This window comes from Nocardioides zhouii (assembly GCF_004137345.1).
GTDB lineage: Bacteria > Actinomycetota > Actinomycetes > Propionibacteriales > Nocardioidaceae > Nocardioides > Nocardioides zhouii.
The window spans coordinates 62,010-80,805 of the sequence record NZ_SDWV01000017.1; the positions used below are offsets into that span (position 1 = coordinate 62,010).

15 protein-coding genes are annotated in these 18,796 nt (G+C 71.2%); 6 read left to right on the forward strand and 9 right to left on the reverse strand.

Features of this window, described 5'->3' with window-relative positions; all coding sequences use genetic code 11:
- Window positions 1-26 precede the first annotated feature (26 nt).
- From EUA94_RS15795 to EUA94_RS15805, 3 genes are all read left to right on the forward strand, one after another.
- The gene (locus EUA94_RS15795; RefSeq protein ID WP_129427850.1) at window positions 27-692 is read left to right on the forward strand and encodes a nitroreductase family protein; all 666 of its coding nucleotides are present in this window, start codon (window positions 27-29) and stop codon (window positions 690-692) included.
- Window positions 693-732: 40 nt separating this feature from the next.
- Window positions 733-1,230 (forward strand): VOC family protein, encoded by a 498-nt coding sequence (locus EUA94_RS15800; RefSeq protein ID WP_129427851.1) that lies wholly within the window; start codon window positions 733-735, stop codon window positions 1,228-1,230.
- Between the two features lie 315 nt (window positions 1,231-1,545).
- The gene (locus tag EUA94_RS15805; RefSeq protein WP_129427852.1) at window positions 1,546-3,723 is read left to right on the forward strand and encodes a glutamine synthetase III family protein; all 2,178 of its coding nucleotides are present in this window, start codon (window positions 1,546-1,548) and stop codon (window positions 3,721-3,723) included.
- A gap of 466 nt (window positions 3,724-4,189) precedes the next feature.
- On the opposite strand, the gene glnA is transcribed toward EUA94_RS15805, so the two are convergent.
- The gene (gene glnA / locus EUA94_RS15810) at window positions 4,190-5,611 is read right to left on the reverse strand and encodes a type I glutamate--ammonia ligase (protein WP_129427853.1); all 1,422 of its coding nucleotides are present in this window, start codon (window positions 5,609-5,611) and stop codon (window positions 4,190-4,192) included.
- A gap of 239 nt (window positions 5,612-5,850) precedes the next feature.
- Between glnA and EUA94_RS22210 the strand changes: the two genes are divergently transcribed.
- Together EUA94_RS22210 and EUA94_RS22215 are read left to right on the forward strand one after the other, a co-directional pair.
- Window positions 5,851-6,621 carry a hypothetical protein gene (locus EUA94_RS22210; protein WP_165356927.1) on the forward strand — a complete coding sequence of 257 codons (771 nt, stop codon included), beginning with the start codon at window positions 5,851-5,853 and terminating at the stop codon, window positions 6,619-6,621.
- A gap of 35 nt (window positions 6,622-6,656) precedes the next feature.
- Window positions 6,657-7,046: an RDD family protein gene (locus tag EUA94_RS22215; protein WP_165356928.1), complete on the forward strand. Its 390-nt coding sequence runs from the start codon at window positions 6,657-6,659 to the stop codon at window positions 7,044-7,046.
- A gap of 3 nt (window positions 7,047-7,049) precedes the next feature.
- Here EUA94_RS22215 and EUA94_RS15820 read toward each other — a convergent pair whose 3' ends face one another.
- The 5 genes from EUA94_RS15820 to lipB form a co-directional block, all read right to left on the reverse strand.
- Window positions 7,050-7,757 (reverse strand): DUF4191 domain-containing protein, encoded by a 708-nt coding sequence (locus tag EUA94_RS15820; RefSeq protein ID WP_129427854.1) that lies wholly within the window; start codon window positions 7,755-7,757, stop codon window positions 7,050-7,052.
- 125 nt (window positions 7,758-7,882) lie between these two features.
- Window positions 7,883-8,824: a lipoyl synthase gene (lipA, locus tag EUA94_RS15825; protein WP_129427855.1), complete on the reverse strand. Its 942-nt coding sequence runs from the start codon at window positions 8,822-8,824 to the stop codon at window positions 7,883-7,885.
- A gap of 99 nt (window positions 8,825-8,923) precedes the next feature.
- Entirely contained in the window at window positions 8,924-9,922 is a 999-nt protein-coding gene (locus EUA94_RS15830) for a hypothetical protein (RefSeq protein ID WP_129427856.1), read from the reverse strand.
- A complete protein-coding gene (locus tag EUA94_RS15835; protein ID WP_129427857.1) occupies window positions 9,919-10,869 on the reverse strand; it encodes an ABC transporter ATP-binding protein in 951 nt (316 codons plus the stop codon). Before EUA94_RS15835 ends, EUA94_RS15830 begins: the two co-directional genes overlap by 4 nt.
- A gap of 84 nt (window positions 10,870-10,953) precedes the next feature.
- Window positions 10,954-11,697: a lipoyl(octanoyl) transferase LipB gene (gene lipB, locus EUA94_RS15840; RefSeq protein ID WP_129427858.1), complete on the reverse strand. Its 744-nt coding sequence runs from the start codon at window positions 11,695-11,697 to the stop codon at window positions 10,954-10,956.
- A gap of 84 nt (window positions 11,698-11,781) precedes the next feature.
- On the opposite strand from lipB, the gene EUA94_RS15845 reads away from it, so the two are divergent.
- On the forward strand, window positions 11,782-12,345 hold the full coding sequence (locus EUA94_RS15845; RefSeq protein WP_129427859.1) for a hypothetical protein: 564 nt from the start codon (window positions 11,782-11,784) through the stop codon (window positions 12,343-12,345).
- Here the strand turns inward: EUA94_RS15845 and EUA94_RS15850 are convergent.
- The 3 genes from EUA94_RS15850 to sucB all read right to left on the reverse strand — a co-directional run bounded on the left by EUA94_RS15850 (window position 12,291) and on the right by sucB (window position 18,784).
- On the reverse strand, window positions 12,291-13,181 hold the full coding sequence (locus EUA94_RS15850; protein WP_129427860.1) for a TIGR01777 family oxidoreductase: 891 nt from the start codon (window positions 13,179-13,181) through the stop codon (window positions 12,291-12,293). The two genes, EUA94_RS15845 and EUA94_RS15850, sit on opposite strands and share 55 nt — an antisense overlap.
- 39 nt (window positions 13,182-13,220) lie before the next feature.
- Window positions 13,221-16,736: an ATP-binding cassette domain-containing protein gene (locus EUA94_RS15855; RefSeq protein ID WP_242494918.1), complete on the reverse strand. Its 3,516-nt coding sequence runs from the start codon at window positions 16,734-16,736 to the stop codon at window positions 13,221-13,223.
- Window positions 16,737-16,897: 161 nt separating this feature from the next.
- Entirely contained in the window at window positions 16,898-18,784 is a 1,887-nt protein-coding gene (gene sucB / locus EUA94_RS15860) for a 2-oxoglutarate dehydrogenase, E2 component, dihydrolipoamide succinyltransferase (protein WP_129427861.1), read from the reverse strand.
- Between the last annotated feature and the right edge of the window lie 12 nt (window positions 18,785-18,796).

Here is an 18,796-nt window from a genome sequence, read left to right on the forward strand (position 1 = left end):
CGCTGTCCATGGCTAGGCTGCGAGCCGTGGACCTCTACGACGTGATGCGGACGACGGCGGCGGTGCGGGAGTTCACCGACGATCCGCTGCCGGACGACGTGCTGCACACGATCCTCGAGAACGCGCGCTTCGCGCCGAGCGGCGGCAACCGCCAGGGCAGCCAGCTGGTCGTGGTCCGCGATGCGGCGACGCGGGAGCGGTTGGTCGAGATCACCGGTCCGGGCGCCCGGCGCTACCAGGCCCAGAAGGACGCCGGGGAGACGCCGTGGAGCGGCTACGTCCCGAGCCAGGTCACCGAGGAGCAGGTGGCGCAGACGGAGGTCCCGGACTACGTCGCGGAGCCCCTCCGTCGCGCCCCGGTCGTCCTGGTGGTCTGCGTGGACCTGCGGGCAGTGGCGGCCCTCGACAAGGACCTCGACCGAGTAGGTGTCGTCGCCGGCGCATCCGTCTATCCACTGGTGTGGAACATCCTCCTGGCCGCTCGCAACGAGGGTTTCGGCGGCACCATCACGACGATGGCCATCGCCGAGGAGCCGGCGCTCAAGGAGCTGCTGGGCATCCCGGAGCCGTACGCCGTCGCCGCAGTCGTACCTCTGGGCAAACCGGTCAAGCAGCTCACCCGGCTGACCCGCGCCGGGGTGGACCAGCTGACCCGTCTGGAGCACTGGCAGGGCGGTCCGCTGCAGGAGTAGCGTCCGGGCTCCGGAACGTCGTGCGTCAGGAAGCATGCCCATGACCGAGATCGACCTCGCCGCCATCGACGCCGAGCGCGATCGTCTCCGCGCCGCGTACCTCCAGCCTGACGGCACCCGCCCACCTTCGAGCGCCCGCGGCCTCCACCACTTCGCCGTGGTCGCGCGCGACGTCGAGGAGACCATCAACTTCTACCAGGGTCTGCTCGAGTTCCCGTTGACCGACATCTTCGAGAACCGCGACTACCCGGGCTCCAACCACTTCTTCTTCGACATCGGCCACGAGAACCTGCTCGCCTTCTTCGACTTCCCGGGCCTCGGCGTCGGTCCGTACGCCGAGGTGCTGGGCGGTCTGCACCACATCGCCATCTCGGTCGAACCCGCGACCTGGGAGCGCCTCAAGGGCAAGCTCGACGCGGCCGGGATCGCGTACCTCGAGGAGAGCGGCACGTCGATCTACTTCCCCGACCCCAACGGCGCGCGGCTCGAGCTGATCGCGGATCCCCTCGGCGAGATGTACGGCACCAAGGTCCTGTAGATCGGTGGAGTCGTCGTTCGACTTGGTCTGTTTCGAGTGCGGCTGAACAGATCTGTGACCGTGTGCGGACTAGACCTCCGCGACGGAGGCGTGACCGGAGTGCAGTCCGGCGGTTGAAGGGTCAGCGCACGGCTTTGCCAGGGAGTTGGGCCGCGCGCAGGCCTCGTTGGCTGACCTCCCTCAGCCGGCGGGGCCGCTCCTGCATGTGATCCGCGTCTCGATCGCGGACGACATCCCGACGACACACGATCGTCATGACGGCGCACTACGTTCGCCCGCAGTGCCGCGGTGTGCGGCGTACGTCTGAGGAGCACTGTGAGCGCGAACCCGGTCCGTCTGTCTGCCATCACCGCTGTCGAGGCCTTCGTGCCGCCGCCGATCACCTTCGACCCCGGCGAGGAGCCGGGACAGGTCTTCGGCGCGAACGTCTTCAGCCTGACCGTGATGCAGAAGCGGTTGCCCAAGGCGGTCTACAAGTCGGTCCTGTCGACGATCGAGAAGTCCACGCCGCTCGACCCCGACGTCGCGGACGCCATTGCGTCGGCCATGAAGGACTGGGCGCTGGAGAAGGGCGCGACCCACTACGCGCACGTGTTCTACCCGCTCACAGGCCTCACCGCGGAGAAGCACGACAGCTTCCTCGACCCGGTCGGCGACGGCACCGCGTTCGCCTCCTTCTCCGGCAAGACCCTCGTCCAGGGCGAGCCCGACGCGTCGTCGTTCCCCAACGGCGGACTGCGCAACACCTTCGAGGCGCGCGGCTACACCGGGTGGGACGTGATGAGCCCGGCGTACATCCTCGAGAACCCCAACGGGAACACGCTCTGCATCCCCACCATCTTCATCTCGATGACGGGGGAGGCCCTCGACCACAAGACGCCGGTGCTGCGCTCGCAGCAGGCGATGTCGGTGCACGCCAAGCGCGTCCTCGAGCTGTTCGGCCACGACGAGCCCGACAACGTGGTGGCCTACTGCGGGCCCGAGCAGGAGTACTTCCTGGTCGACAGCCACTTCTTCCTGTCGCGGCCCGACCTGCTCAACGCCGGTCGTACGCTCTTCGGCGCCAAGCCGCCGAAGGGCCAGGAGTTCGACGACCACTACTTCGGGGCGATCCCCTCACGCGTCCTCGGCTTCATGATGGACACCGAGCGGGAGCTCTTCAAGCTCGGCATCCCGGCCAAGACCCGCCACAACGAGGTCGCGCCCGGCCAGTTCGAGGTCGCGCCCATGTTCGAGCGGGCCAACGAGGCCTCCGACCACCAGCAGCTGCTCATGACGACCTTCAAGGCCGTGGCGAAGAAGCACGGCATGGAGTGCCTGTTCCACGAGAAGCCGTTCGAGGGTGTCAACGGCTCCGGCAAGCACGTGAACTTCTCGCTCGGCAACTCCGAGCTCGGCAGCCTGCTCGTGCCCGGCGACACCCCGCACGACAACGCCCAGTTCCTCGTCTTCTGCGCCGCGGTCATCCGCGCGGTCCACAAGTACGGCGGTCTGCTGCGCGTCTCGGTCGCCTCGGCGTCCAACGACCACCGGCTCGGGGCCAACGAGGCGCCGCCGGCGATCATCTCGATCTTCCTCGGCGACCAGCTGGCCGACGTGTTCGACCAGATCGCCAAGGGTGGAGCGACCCGCTCCAAGGAGAAGGGCACGCTCACCATCGGCGTGGACACGCTGCCCAACCTCACCAAGGACCCGGGCGACCGCAACCGCACGTCGCCGTTCGCCTTCACCGGCAACCGGTTCGAGTTCCGCGCGCCCGGCTCCGGCCAGACCGTGGCCGTACCGATGGTCATGATCAACACGATCATGGCCGAGGCGCTGGACCACTGCGCCACCACGCTCGAGGACGCGGTCGCCGCCGGCACCGACTTCAACGAGGCCGTCCAGACGCTCCTCGCCGAGATCGTCGCCGACCACGGTGCCGTGATCTTCAACGGCAACGGCTACTCCGACGAGTGGCCGATCGAGGCCGAGCAGCGCGGGCTGAAGAACCTGCGTACGACGGTCGACGCCCTGCCCGAGCTGATCTCGCCGGAGGCGATCGCGCTCTTCGCCAAGTACGGCGTGTTCTCCGAGCACGAGGCGCACAGCCGTTTCGAGGTCGGCGCCGAGCAGTACGTCCTGGCCGTCGCCGTCGAGGCCAACCTGACGCTGGAGATCGGGACGACGACGATCCTCCCGGCGGCCACGCGCTACCAGACCGAGCTGGCCCAGAACGTCGTCGCCCTGAAGGGCGCCGGCATCGACGCCGACTCCTCCGCGCTCGAGACCATCAGCAGCCATGTCGCCGCGCTCCGGGTCGGCCTCGCCGACCTGTCCGCCGCGATCGACCACGAGCACCCCGCCGACCCGCTCGAGTCGGCGACCTACATGCGCGACACCGTCATCCCGGCGATGGCCTCGGTCCGCGCCGCGGCCGACACGCTCGAGACCCTGGTCGCCGACGACCTCTGGCCGCTCCCGACCTACCAGGAGATGCTCTACATCCTCTGAGGGCTGGGTCGACCTTCCGTCGCGCTCACTCAGCCATGGCGCTGGGGCTCGAGGAACCGCTCCAGCGCCGCCAGCACGTGGCTGCTGTGGCTCTAGACCGTCGCCGCGGGCGACGCCACTGCCGGTGCAGGTTCCGTGGCGCGGTCCTGACCCGTGGAGCGGGTCGCTGCGCCGGCCACGACCGTCGCGGCCACGACGACCGTGCCGAGCGCCTGTCCGGCGGTACGACGGTGTGCGCCGCCACCCGGACAGTGCGGTTGCTGCGGTGCGGATGCTGCATCACGGACACCGCACAACGACCGGAGCGCGCGTCCTCCACCAGGGGGCCGTCTGCCGGAGGCAGTTCTGACGAACCGCCGACCAGACAACAGCGAACACCCCTGGTCGACCGGGGTCGACCAGGGGTGTTGGTGCCGTTCAGGGGCTGTGTGCGAGCCGCTGCCAGCCTGCTAGAGCCGCGCGTGGCTCAGATGTCGTAGTAGAGCTCGAACTCGTGCGGGTGGGGGCGGAGCTGGACGGGCGCGATCTCCTGCGTCCGCTTGAAGTGGCACCACGTCTCGATCAGGTCGTCGGTGAAGACGCCGCCGACCGTCAGGTAGTCGTGGTCGTCCTCGAGCGCGTCAAGGACGGCACCGAGCGAGGTCGGCACCTGGGCGATCTCGGCCATCTCGTCCGGCGGCAGCTCGTAGATGTCCTTGTCGATCGGGGCCGCGGGCTCCGTCTTGTTCTGGACACCGTCGAGGCCGGCGAGCATCAGCGCCGCGAAGGCGAGGTAGGGGTTCGCCGACGGGTCGGGGAAGCGGGTCTCGACGCGCTTGGCCTTCGGGTTGGATCCCGTGATCGGGATGCGGACCGATGCGGACCGGTTGCGCGAGGAGTACACGAGCGAGATCGGCGCCTCGAAGCCCGGCACCAGGCGGTGGTAGGAGTTCACCGTCGGGTTGGTGAAGGCCAGCAGCGACGGGGCGTGCTTGAGGATTCCGCCGATGTACCAGCGGGCCATGTCGGACAGGCCGGCGTACCCGGTCTCGTCGAAGAACAGCGGCTCGCCGTCCTTCCACAGCGACTGGTGCACGTGCATGCCCGAGCCGTTGTCACCGAAGATCGGCTTAGGCATGAAGGTGACCGACTTGCCCTGCTGCCAGGCGGTGTTCTTGATGAGGTACTTGAACTTCATCACGTCGTCGGCGGCCTTGAGCAGCGTGTCGAAGCGGTAGTTGATCTCCGCCTGGCCGGCGGTGCCGACCTCGTGGTGCGCGCGCTCGACGAGCAGGCCGCTGGCCTCGAGGTTCTTGACCATGTCGGCGCGCAGGTCGCTGTAGTGGTCGTACGGCTCGACGGGGAAGTAGCCACCCTTGAGGCGGGTCTTGTAGCCGAGGTTGTCCTCGCCCTCCTTGCCGGAGTTCCACCAGCCCTCGACCGAGTCGATGTGGTAGTAGCCCTCGTTGACGCCGGTGCTGTACCGCACGCTGTCGAAGATGTAGAACTCGGCCTCGGGGGCGAAGTAGGCGGTGTCGGCGATGCCGGTCGAGTCGAGGTAGGCCAGCGCCTTGCGGGCGATGTTGCGCGGGTCGCGGCTGTAGGCCTCACCCGTGATCGGGTCGTGGATGAAGAAGTTGACGTTGAGGGTCTTCGACTTGCGGAACGGGTCGAGGTACGCCGTCGTCGGGTCGGGGAACAGCGACATGTCGGACTCGTTGATCGCCTGGAACCCGCGGATCGAGGAGCCGTCGAAGCCGAGGCCGTCGTCGAAGACGCTCTGGTCGAACGAGGACACCGGCACGGTGAAGTGCTGCATGATGCCCGGCAGGTCACAGAAGCGGACGTCGACCATCTCGACGCCCTCGTCCTTGATGAACTTGAGCAGCTCATCCGAGTTGTTGAACATTCGGTTCCTCCTTGACGGCGTCGCGCGCACGTCGAGTTGCAGCGTCACGGAACGGAGCGTCGTTGCACCGTGCGGCCACGCTAGGCGGGGGCAGTTTCTTGACCGTATCCCGTTTGTTTCGCGCGTGTTACATGTCGTCCGAGCGGTGGCCGCTGGCCCTGTGGTGTGTTGCGGGCGGATCACGGGGTTCACCCCTGCGGACGATGGTCGAACGGCCGGGTCGGTGCTTAGTGTCAGGCATGACTCGGGTCACGGGGATCCCCACGTACGTCGTCGCGCTCTCGGCCGCAGCCGTACTGGCTGCCTGTGGTGGCGGGGGCGGTGAGGACGACGCCCCGGCCAGTCAGTCGTACGGCATCGAGACGCTGATGCCCGCGGTGGCCGAGGCCGTCGGTGGCGAGGACACCGTCCACCTCGGCATCGGCGACCATCGTGGGCGGGCCGAGCTCCAGGTCGACCTGACCTGGGCTGCCAAGGAGACCGAGTTCCGCGCGCTGATGGGTGACACCCCGGGCGACTTCCTCGAGTTCCGCCGGGTCGGGGGAAAGATGTACGTCGGCGGTGAGCGGACGGACAACGAGTGGAGCTACACCGCGGACGACGACCCGCGCGCGCTCGGCGACGACGACAGCTTCGACGCAGGAGCCGCCCCAGTCCTGCTCGCCCTCGACGTCCCGGGCGACTACGAGGCGATGATCGACGCGGTCGACAAGGTGCAGAACCAGGGGCAGGAGGAGATGGAAGGTGTTGCCTCCACCCACTACGTCCTCACCATCGACGCCCAAGCCTGGGTCGATCAGTTCCCGGACGACTCGATGCACCGACAGATCGAGCTGGACGACGCTCTTCAGGTCGACCTCTGGATCGACGAGCAGTCGTTGCCGGTGCGCATGGAGTACACCGGCACCGACACCGGCGACCAGGCGCGCGTGGACTACTCCGGCTGGGGCACGCCGATCGCCGTCGTCGTCCCCGAGGGAGCGACGCCACTGGGCAGCGAGGCGTCCTAGTCAGAGGGCTGGTGGCCCCCGCCTACGCTGGACGCGTGCCGCAGCCCGACCCGACGTACGCGCCGACCGACCTCACGCCCGCGGGCTGGGGCCGGCGGATACTGGCGATCCTGATCGACTGGGGGACCAGCTGGGCAGCGGCCGCCGCGCTCGTCGAGACCGGCGTGGTGGAGCACTCCGGGACGCCGGGCACCGTGATCCTGATCGCCGAGATGGCGTTCTTCACAGCGCTCCTCGGGGGATCGTTCGGCAAGCTGCTCACCCGCGTCCGGGTCGTCCGCCACGACGACCCGTCGCGTCCGGTCGGCCTGCTGAGGGCACTCGTCCGGACCGCGCTCACGTTCCTGCTGATCCCGCCGCTGCTGACCTTCGAGGGCCGCGGGCTGCACGACCTGGCCGCGGGCACGCGGACGGTCACGATCTAGGAGTCAGCGACCTCGCTGCTGCGAGCGCATGCCCTTCATCGACGTCGGCACCGGGCCCTTGGGCACCGGCAGCTTGCCGCGCTGGGCGTCGAGCGCCTTCAGCCGCTGGAGGATGTCGGTCATCTCGCCGGGCTTCACCTCGCGACCCAGCTTCTGCACGTGGCGCACCAGCTTGGGCAGGGGCACCTCGCCCTCGCCGCGGCCACAGATGATCTCGTGGATCGGGGTGCCGTGCGCGACCCGCTCGTGCTTCTTGCGCTCGGTGACGAGCAGCTGGCGGACCCGGGACTGGCTCGAGCCCTCGCCCACCAGGACGATGCCGGGCGGGCCGACGACGCGGTGCACGACGTCCTGCTGCTTGGTGAAGCCGACCACCGGGTCGAGCTTCCAGCCGCGGCGCAGCATCTGCAGGGCGCCGGCCGCTGCGGCGGGCTGGCCCTCCATCTGCTTGTACGCCGCCTGCTGGGCACGGCGGCCGAAGACCAGCAGCGCGAGGAGCAGGCCGACCATCAGCGCGCCGACGATGGAGATGATCAGCGAGATGACGCCGTCGCCGGGCAGCAGCCACATGACGCCGAAGCCGATGGCCGCGCCGACCAGGAACGTGCCGAGGATGATCCAACCCAGCCGCGGGTCGCTCTTCTTCGCCATCTGGTAGGTCTGGACGATCTGCCCTCGGCGCGAGGTGGGCGTGGAGGCGGGGGTCGACATGAGCCTGATGTTACGACCGGCGACCGCACTTGGCCCAACCGCCTCGACCGTTGTCAGGCCGTCGACAGCGACGGGACGGACCCGGAGCGGCTCGACCTCGGACCGTACGCGGTGGAGCTGAGGGCTCAGACGGACGCGGACGCGCGGGCGTCCATCGCCTGCTGGTAGAGCCGCCCGGCGCGGTAGGACGAGCGGACGAGCGGACCCGACAGGGCGCCGGCGAAGCCGATCTCGTCGGCCTCGTCCTTGAGCTCGACGAACTCCTCGGGCTTGACCCAGCGCTCGACGGGGTGGTGCCGCGGCGACGGGCGGAGGTACTGGGTGATCGTGATCAGCTCGCAGCCCGCCTCGTGGAGGTCGCGCAGCGCTTGGCTGACCTCCTCGCGGGTCTCGCCCATCCCGAGGATCAGGTTCGACTTGGTGACCAGGCCGAAGTCGCGCGCCTGCGTGATGACGTCGAGCGAGCGGTCGTAGCGGAAGGCCGGGCGGATTCGCTTGAAGATCCGTGGCACCGTCTCGACGTTGTGGGCCAGCACCTCGGGCCGTGACTCGAAGACCTCGGTGAGCAGGTCGGGCTTGCCGTTGAAGTCGGGGATCAGGTTCTCGACGCCGGTGCCCGGGTTCATCTCGTGGATCGCGCGGACCGTCTCGGCGTAGAGCCACGCGCCGCCGTCGGGGAGGTCGTCGCGGGCGACGCCGGTGATGGTGGCGTACTTGAGCCCCATCTTCTGCACTGACTCGGCGACCCGGCGCGGCTCGTCGCGGTCGAGCGGCTGCGGCTTGCCGGTATCGATCTGGCAGAAGTCGCAGCGACGGGTGCACTGGTCACCGCCGATGAGGAACGTGGCCTCCTTGTCCTCCCAGCACTCGAAGATGTTGGGACAACCGGCCGACTGGCACACCGTGTGGAGACCCTCGGACTTCACCAGGCTCTGCAGGGCGGTGTACTCCGGCCCCATCTTCGCCCGGGTCTTGATCCACTCCGGCTTGCGCTCGATTGGGGTCTCCGCGTTGCGGACCTCCAGTCGGAGAAGCTTGCGTCCTTCGGGGGTGGGAGCCGTCGTCACATCCGTCACTGTACGGCGCGGGGCAGGCGCCCCCAACTCCGGCGCTCAGCCCGCAGACGGGCGAGGTCGCGTGTGCGGCTGCTAGGTCCCGACGGCGACTCAGGGGACGTCGCGGCGGCCGAACGACCAGATGCTCGCGGCCACGACGGCGACCGCCGGCACGAGCACGAAGGCCAGGCCCTGCCACACCGACAGTGATGCCTGCCCCTGGCACATCGTTCGCATGGCGGCGTCCCACGTGGACGGGTCGGCCGACGGGCCGAAGCACTCCGATGGCGGTTCGCGGTAGTACGTCGCTCGCCCCTGCATCACGGCGAGCAGGTTGTTGGCCGGGAACCATCGCTCCTTGCCGGGGCCGAGGGGCAGTGCTGCGACGAGCAGGCTGCCGGCCGCGGAGACCGCGAAGATCGCGCCCAGGGTGAACACCGTGCTGCGCGACAGCATCGTCAGCGCGTAGCCCACGACGGCTCCGAGCGCAGCGAGGAACGTGCACCGCGCCACCTGCCAGGCCGCCTCACCGGTCAGCCCGTCCGGTACGGCGATGTCGCGCACGCCCGCGGCCACGTGCAGGCCGGCCCAGTAGAGCGTCATCACCACCGAGGTCAGCACGGCGGCCAGGAGACCGATCGCGATCGCCTTGGCGAGCCAGACCCGCAGGCGTCGCGGCTCGAAGAGCAGCTGGTTGCTCATCGACCCCGATGCCCAGTCGGCCCCGGCGAAGGTGGTGCCGGCCAGGACCACGAGTGCGAGCACGACGCTGGCGGCGCCGATGCTCGACTCCCGGAGCTCCTCGCGGAGGTCCAGCGGCCGCCGGTAGAGGCCGGAGTACCACTCCGTCACCTGGGACTCGCAGGCCTCGGCGGACGGCACGCCGAAGCGGCGCGGCCGCTTCTCGCAGCGCCTGACCTCCTGCTCGAAGCCCGGCTGGCTGCGTGCCAGCTCGCGGGACTGCGCGACCTCGGCGTCGGAGTAGGCACGGGTCTCCCACACGGTGCCGACGAGGATGAGCAGCGGCACGATGATCGCTGCGGCGACGAGGACGACGACGCTGCGGCGCCACCGCAGCCGGGTCAGCTCCGTGCGCACCAGGCGGATCATGCGGATGCTCCCGTCGCGGGGTCAGTCGTACGGCCCAGGGCCTCGCCCTCGGTGAGCTCGAGGAACACCGTCTCGAGGTCGGCGCGCAGTGGCGTCAGCTCGCGCAGCCAGATCCCCGCCGTCCCGAGCGCGCGGGTGATGTCCTCGGGACTGCCCTCGGTCTCGACCCGCAGGGCCTCACCGTCGGGGGAGACGACGAGCCCGGCGGCTTCGAGCACGCCGACCGCCCGGGTCGGGTCGGCGACCACGACCCGGTGACCGCCGCTCGTGTGGAGCAGGTCGTCGACCCGTCCGCTGGCCAGCATGCGGCCGTTGCCGATGATCGTGACGCTGTCGCAGATCTGCTGCACCTCGGCGAGGATGTGGGAGCTGAGCAGCACGGTGACCCCCTCCTCGCCCAGGGTCCGGATGGTGTCGCGGATCTCGCGGATGCCCGAGGGGTCGAGGCCGTTGGTCGGCTCGTCGAGGATGAGCAGCCGCGGCTGCTTGAGGAGGGTGGCTGCGATCGCGAGCCGCTGCTTCATGCCGAGGGAGTAGCTCCGGTAGCGGTCCTGGTCCCGTCCGGTCAGGCCGACGGTGGCGAGGGCGGCGTCGATGCGCTCCTCGGGGATGTCGCGGGTGCGGGCCAGCAGCGCCAGGTTCTGTCGCCCGGTGAAGCTCGGCAGGAACTTCGGCATCTCCACCACGGCACCGATGCGGTCGATCACCGACGGCAGGCGCTGCGGCACCTCGGTGTCGAACAGGCGCATGGTCCCCGAGGTGGCGGTCGCCAGGCCGAGCAGCATCCGGATCGTCGTGGTCTTGCCCGAGCCGTTGGGGCCGAGGAAGCCGTGCACGCCGCCCTCCGGCACCGCGAGGTCGAGGCCGGCGACGGCCACCCGGCGTCCCCCGCGGCGTGAGCTGAACTCCTTGCGCAGCGCGTGTGTCTCGATGACGTAGTCGCCCATCGTCCCCCCTCGGACACGGGCACGTGCCCGCATGGATCTGCAGGCTCTCAGCCGAGGTGGGCGCTTGTCGCGCCACCGCGCCGATCAGGCTCCGGTGAGGCCGGGTGTCACCAGCTCGATGCGCGGTCCGCGACTGGGCTCGGGTCGCGCTTCGTAGTCGGGGGTCGCGACGTACGGCTGCCAGGCCAGGTACGCCGACAGGTGCCGGCGGACGCTCGGCAGCACGTCGGCGACGGTGACGTGGCGGCCCAGCTCCGAGGAGAGCGAGGTGACGCCCGCGTCAGCGATGCCGCAGGGGACGAACCGGTCGTACCACCCGAGGTCGACGTCGCAGTTGAGGGCGAAGCCGTGCATGGTCACGCCGCGGCTGACCCGGATCCCGAGGGCGGCGATCTTGCGCTCGGGGCCGCGCTCGTCGGCGCGCAGCCAGACGCCACTGCGACCCGGCACCCGTGCGGTGGTCACGCCGAGGTCGGCGCAGACCGCGATCAGGGCCTCCTCGACCCGGCGTACGTAGTCGACGACCTTCACGTGGTCGGGGAGCGTGACGATCGGGTAGCCGACCAGCTGGCCGGGCCCGTGGAAGGTGATCTTGCCGCCGCGGTCGACGTCGATCACGTCGGCGCCGCCGGGGTCGGCGGGCCGCTCGTGCGGGTCGGTGCGCTTGCCGGCGGTGAAGACCGGTGGGTGCTCGAGCAGCAGGACCGTGTCGGGTCGGGTGGCTGCCACGACCTCCGCGTGCACGCGACGCTGGAGGTCCCAGGCGGCGAGGTAGTCGACGGCGTCGTCACCGAGACCGGCGACCTCGTAGTCCAGCTCCTGGGGCATGGTCGAATCCTACGTCGCGCAGGTCGCCCGCCTGCCTGTGGATGAGCCGACGCACGGACGGCCGGGATCGGCGAGGGTGTCGGAGTGGACCCACGCCGCCTCCTGCCCGCCCTGGCCGCCGTCGCCTCCGCCTGCATCGTGGCGACGCTGGTCGTGACCCTCGTGCCGCGAGCGGACCGGCCCGCCGCCGAGTCGGCGCGTCCGGCCTCCGTGTCGGGGCCGGTCGACTCCGCACCCGTCCGGATCCTGGCCGCCTGGGACGAGGCGCGGGCCGCTGCGTGGGAGGCGGGAGACCCCGCCGCCCTGCGCAGGTTGTACGTCGCCGAGTCCCGCACCGGCGCAGCGGACGTACGGCTCCTCCGCGACTACCGCGGGCGCGGGCTGTCCGTGGCCGGGCTCACGACGCAGATGTTGGCGATCGACGTCGTGGCGGAGTCGCCCACCCGGCTCGTGTTGGTCGTCACCGACCGGGTGGTCGGGGGCCGGGCCGTGGGCGGCGGTGCCCCGGTCGCGCTGCCGGCCGACCGGGCCTCGACGCGACGGGTCGTGCTGCGGCGCGATGACGGGCGCTGGCTGGTGGTCGAGGCGCGTGATCAGGCGAGCGCGGCGGCCAGCACCGTGCGTACGTCCTCGTCCTCGAAGTCGTAGCCCGCGCGCTCGAGCGCCGCTGGGCGGGCGTTGACCGACCCCAGCAGCTCGGGGGCGAGGTCACCGGCGGCGTGCTTGAGGATCGGGGCCGGGACCGCGAAGAACGCCTTGCGGTGGAGCGCCTTGGCGAGGGCGTGGGTGAACTCGGCGTTGGTCGGCGTACGCGGGCAGCACAGGTTGAAGGCGCCCGAGACGTCGCGCGACTCGATGAGATAGCTCACCGCGCCGATCCAGTCGCGCAGCGAGATCATCGGCATGCGCTGCTCGCCGGAGCCGAGCTTCGCCCCGCCACCGGCCTGGAAGAGCAGCCGCAGCTGCTTGAGCGGGGGAGACGTACGGTCCATCACCGGGGACGTGCGCAGCACGCAGACGCGCGCGCCGGCGTCGTGCGCGGCCGCAGCAGCGGCCTCCCACTCGCGGGAGACCCGGGTGAGGAAGGCGGAGCCCCTCGAGTCGGACTCCTCGGTGACCGGGGCCTCGCCGTGGTCGCCGTACCAGGCGATGCCGTTGCCGGCGAGGAACGCGGGCGGCCGCTCGCTCGCCGCGATCGCCTCTGCGAGCACGCGGGTGGTCGACACCCGTGACTCGAGCACCTCGGTCGACCACTTCTTCGAGTGCGGGTTGCCGGCGATGCTCGCGCCGGCGAGGTTCACCACCGCATCGGCCCGGCCGACCAGTGCGGCGTCGACCGCCCCGGTGCTTGGGTCCCAGCGCGACTCGCGCGACGACGTCGGCTCGCGACGGACGAGAGCGGTCACCTCGTGCCCGTGCACCCGGAGGTGGTCGGACAGGTGGGTGCCGAGGAATCCCGAGGCTCCGGCAATGACGACGCGCATGCCTCCACCCAACCATGAGGGCAAAGCGCGTTCGCCCGGTCAACCGGCCAGGTGCGCCCATCGGGCCGACAGCTCGTGCCACGGTCCGGCGTCGACCACGCGCCCCGAGTCGAGCACCACCACCCGGTCGGCCTGCGCCAGTGCGGCGGCCTTGCTCGTGGCGCCGATCACCGTCGCGCCACGCTCGCGCAGCGCCTGCCAGAGCTCGACCTCGGTGGCCGCGTCGAGGGCCGACGAGACGTCGTCGGCGAGCAGCACGTCGGCGTCGGTCGCGAGCGCCCGGGCCAGAGCCAGTCGCTGTACCTGGCCGCCCGAGAGGCGTACGCCGCGGTGGCCGACGAGCGCGTCGGGTCCGCCGGCCTCGGACACGTCGCGGCCCATCCGCGCCGCCTCGAGGGCCGGCACGACCGACCGCTGGGGGTGGTCGAGGCCAACGTTGCCGGTGAACGAGCCCGACAGGACGCGCGGCACCTGCGCGACGTGGGCGACCCGCGCCGGTCGCAGGACGGTCTGCGGGTCGGCGACGACCTCGTCGTTCCAGCGGATCTCGCCGGTGCTGGTGACCAGCCCCGCGAGCGCGCTGAGCAGGCTGGACTTGCCGGAGCCGACCTGGCCGAGCAGCAGCACGAGCTCGCCCGCGCCGACCTCGAGGTCGACGTCCTGGACGCCGAGCGTGCCGTCGTCGTGCACCGCACTCAGGTCGCGGATCGTGAGCGTGCGGAGGGGCTCGCGGGTCGGCGCGCCGGGTGCGGTCGCGGTGCCCGCGGACAGGTCCATCCCGCCCGGCAGCTCCATCAGGTCGCCACCGCCGGCGAGCGCGCTGGTGGCCTCCATCCAGGCGCGAGTGCCCGGTGCCTCGGTGACCACGGCGCCGGCGACCCGGCCGAACCAGTCGAAGCCGCTGACGGCGTTGGCGACGAGCAGTGCGGTGGCGAGCTCCCACTGGCCGGAGAGCAGGCCCGCCCACGCGGCGACCACGCCGCACTGGACCATCACGACCGGCACGCCGTCGAGGAGGGACTGGACGCGGTGCTCGCGCACGGCGGCGTCGACACGGCCGCCGTCGACGGCGCGGAGGTGGCGGTGGAGGTTCGGCGTGGCGGCGGCGAGCTTGACCGTGCGGATCGACTCCAGGGTCGACACGAGGGCCTGGCCGAAGCCGGCGCGCGCGGTCGAGGCGGCGGCCGCCGAGCGCCCGGCGACGGGTCGGCCGAGCGACGACGCCAGGGCCGAGGCGACCATCACGGCCAGCAGGACGGCCCCGGCCAGCCAGGTGCCCGCGATGGCGGCGGTCAGTGCTGCGACCAGCAGTCCGTTGACGAAGTCGACCCAGCGGTCGGTGTAGCGCGCGATCCGGTCGGCGTCCATGGCACGCGCCACGACCTCGCCCGGCGGCGTACGGACGAGGCGGCGCTGGTCGGTCTGGCCCGCCAGCACGGCCGCGCGGACCCGCATCCGCACCTCGACCCACCAGTGGGGGTAGGTCCAGAACGCCTGGGACAGCAGCAGCGGCCCGATCATCAGCGAGGCAACGAGGGCCACGACCAGCAGGCCGGGGGACTCGCCCTCCTGCAGGCCAGTGACGATGTGGCCCCAGACGAAGCCGGTGATCGCGCCGTAGGCCCCCGTGATCGAGGCGATCAGGAACAGCATCGCTCCGAAGAGGCCCCACTCGGGCTTGAGCCGGATGCAGTGCCAGACCTGGCGCGCCAGGCTGAGGGGCGGATCGACGTGGGGCGGCTCCGGCGGCGCGGTGCTGCGGCGGATCGACCCGATCGAGGAGTCGTCGTGGTGGTGCTCCTCGACGGCCACCTCGTGGGCGGCTGCGTCGAGCAGGCGGCGGAAGGGACCGTCGGCGGCCGCGAGCTGGGCGCGGGGACCCTGCTGGACGATGCGACCCGACTCGAGCACCGCGACCTGCTCGGCGCGCTCGGTGGTGGAGAGCCGGTGGGCGACGAGGATGCCGGTGCGGCCGCTGATCAGCCGGTCGGCGGCGCGGACCACGCGCGCCTCGGTGACGGGGTCCATGCGGGCGGTCGCCTCGTCGAGGACGACCACGCTGACGTCGCGTACGAGCAGGCGGGCGAACGCCACCAGCTGCTCCTCGCCGGCCGAGAGGCTGGTGCCGCCCGGGCCGAGCATCGTGTCGAGGCCCTCGGGCAGGCCGGCCACCCAGTCGGTGAGGCCGAGCTCCTCCACCGCGGCGACAACCTGCTCGCGCGGGGCGTCGCCGAAGAGGGTGATGTTGTCGGCGAGGCTGCCGGCCAGGACCTCGGTGCGCTGGGTGACCACGCCGACGGCGGACCGCAGCTGCTGGAGGTCGAGGTCGCGTACGTCGACGCCGCCGAGGAAGACCGTGCCGCGCGGCGGCTCGACCCCGCGGGACAGCAGCGAGGCGAGGGTGGACTTCCCCGACCCGGTCCGGCCGACGAGCGCACACGTGTGGCCGGCCGGCACGGTGAGGTCGACGTCGCGGAGCGCGAAGGTGCCGGTGCCGTAGGAGAAGGCGAGGCCGCGGAGCTCGACGTCGAGCGGGCCGTGGGGGACCGGGAGCCCACCGGTGGGCTCCGCCGGGACGGACATCATCCCGCGCAGCCGCAGCACCGCGCCCATGCCCTCCTGGAGGTCGGGCAGGTGGCGGGCGAGCATGTCGACCTGGCCGACGAACATCGTCGTGACCAGGAACAGCGTCACCAGCCGGGCCGTCGACAGGTCGCCGTGCAGGACCAGGGCGATGCCGATGAGGCCGGTCCCGGCGAGCACGGCGTGGAGCAGCGAGCCGCTGCGGCGGGTGATGCTGACCTCGACCGCGAGGACCCGCCGCAGCCGGCGGTGGATCTCGGCGGCGAGCTCGGCGTTGCGGCGCAGCACGTGGGGCTGGCCGAGCGAGGTGCGGATGTCGTCGCGGGCGGCCACGCCCTCCTCGGTCGAGGCGGCGTGGTCGGTCCAGGCCGCCTCCTCGAGGACCTTGCGCTCGGCGATCTGTGGCAGCAGGCGCCGGATGAAGAGCCAGACGACGACGCCGCACAGGGGGAACAAGAACGCGGCGGGCCACCAGGTCACGCTCGCGACGATCCACAGCGGACCGGCGGACAGGAGGGTGCGCAGGGCCATCCACACGCCCCAGCGCATCAGCTGGCCGACCTCCCAGGTGTCGTCGTCGATGCGGTCGAGGACCTCGCCGACGGCCTGCTCGGACAGCTCGGCGAGCGGCTGGGCCATGGCAGCGTCGATCAGGTCGGCGCGCAGCTGACCCTCGGCCCGGTCGACCACGACACCCCAGATGGTGCGCGCGGCGGTGTCGACGAAGGCGCCGCCGATCACGCACAGGGCGAGGGTCGTCAGGAGCGCCGAGGTCGGCGAGTCGGCCAGGCGTCCGGCGGCGACGCTGCCGAGCGACGAGGCGATGGCGCCCACGAGCGCCAGGGCCAGGCACACGACCGTCAGCGGGCGGCGTACGCGTCGCCAGTCGACAGCGACCCGACCCGGGGGCGGGTCGGGTGTCGGAGCGGGGGGAGCCGCGGAGGTGTGCGCGGTCAGGTCGGTCGCAGTCACGGTGCTTCCACGGTAGACGTCGGGTAGGACACTGCGCGCCTGAATATCGGCCTGCCGCAAGCGCACTAGGACATGGAAGTGGCCGCCTGACGCACGGTATGCCGTGCGTCAGGCGGCCCTACGTCCGCTCGAGTCGCCCCGTGGCCGGGGCGGAGGTCGGCTCAGACCTCGAAGCTCCCGGACTCCAGGCGCTTCTTGACCTCCTGGAGGAACCGCCCGGCGTCGGCGCCGTCGACCAGGCGGTGGTCGTACGTCAGCGACAGGTGGACCATGTGGCGCACCGCGATCGTCTCGCCCAGGTTGGGGTCGTCGATCACGACGGGCCGCTTGACCACGGCACCGGGGCCGAGGATCGCGACCTGCGGCTTGTTGATGATCGGGGTGTCGAAGAGCGCCCCGAAGCTGCCGAGGTTGGTGATCGTGAACGTGCCGCCCGACAGCTCGTCGGGGATGATCTTGTTGGTGCGCGTGCGCTCCGCGACATCGGCGATCTTCTTGGCCAGGCCGGCGATCGAGAGGTCACCGGCGTCCTTGACGACGGGCGTCAGCAGGCCCTTCTCGGTGTCCACCGCGAACGCGATGTTCTCGCGGTCGTAGTAGGTGACCTCACCCTTCTCCGAGTCGATGGCCGCGTTGAGCTTGGGGTGCAGCTTGAGCGAGTCGATCGCCGCCTTGGCGAAGAACGGCAGGTAGGTCAGCTTGACCCCCTCGCGCGCCAGAAAGTCGGCCTTTGCGGACTCGCGCAGGCGGGCGATCGCGGTGACGTCGACCTCCATGACCTGCGTCAGCTGGGCGGCCTCCTGCAGCGACTCGACCATGCGCTTGGCGATGACCTTGCGCAGTCGCGAGAGCGGCTCGGTGGTGCCCCGCAGCGGCGACGGCGCCGACGACGTCGGAGCCGCGGCTGCCGGAGGAGCACCCGCGGCAGCGGCGGGGGCCGGAGCAGCGGCTTCCTTCGCCGCAGCAGCGGCGTCGAGGACGTCCTGCTTGCGGATCCGGCCACCGACACCCGTGCCCGTCAGGGCGCTGAGGTCGACACCCTGCTGGTCGGCCATCTTGCGCACCAGCGGAGTGACGTACGCCGTCTGGTCGCGACCGCCCTCGCTGGCGGCGGGCGCGGCAGGTGCCGGCTCGGACTTGGGCTCCTCCTTGGCCTCTGCCTTCGGCTCGGGCGTGGCCTCGGGCGTGGGCTCCGGCTCGGGCTGCTTCTCGGACTCGGGGGTCTCGTCGCCGGGGGGCAGGTCGCCGGTCTGCTCGACGACCTCCTGCTCCTGCTCGGCCTTCTTCTCGGCCTGCTCCTCGTCCTTCGGCTGGGCCTCGGGCTCCGCCTGGGCGGGGGCGGCGTCGCCCGACCCGATGATCGCGAGCTCGGCACCGACCTCGACGGTCTCGTCCTCCTCCGCCTTGATCTCGAGCAGCGTGCCCGCGACGGGCGAGGGGATCTCGGTGTCGACCTTGTCGGTGGAGACCTCGAGGAGCGGCTCGTCGACCGCGACCTCGTCGCCGACCTTCTTGAGCCAGCGCGTGACGGTGCCCTCGGTGACGGACTCACCCAGCGCGGGCAGGGTCACCGACGTGCCGGACCCACCGGACGGCTTCGTCTCGGCGGCGGGCGTCTCCTCGGCAGCAGGCTCCTCCGCGGGGGCCTCTTCCTCGGCGGCGGGGTCCTCGGCGGGCGCCTCCTCGGCAGCGGGCTCCTCCGCGGCAGCGGGCTCCTCCGCGGCAGCGGGCTCCTCCGCGGCAGCGGGCTCCTCCGCGGGGGCTTCCTCGGCAGCGGACTCGTCGCCGCCGGAGTCGCCTGCGGACTCGCCCGCCTCGCCGATCACGCCGAGGACCGCGCCCACCTCGACGGTGTCGTCCTCGTTGGCCTTGATCTCGAGCAGGGTGCCGGCGACAGGGGACGGAATCTCGGTGTCGACCTTGTCGGTGGAGACCTCCAGCAGCGGCTCGTCGACGGCAACCGTGTCACCGACCTGCTTGAGCCAGCGGGTGACGGTGCCCTCGGTGACGGACTCGCCGAGTGCGGGGAGGGTGACTTCGGAGGCCATGTGGTTCCTTCG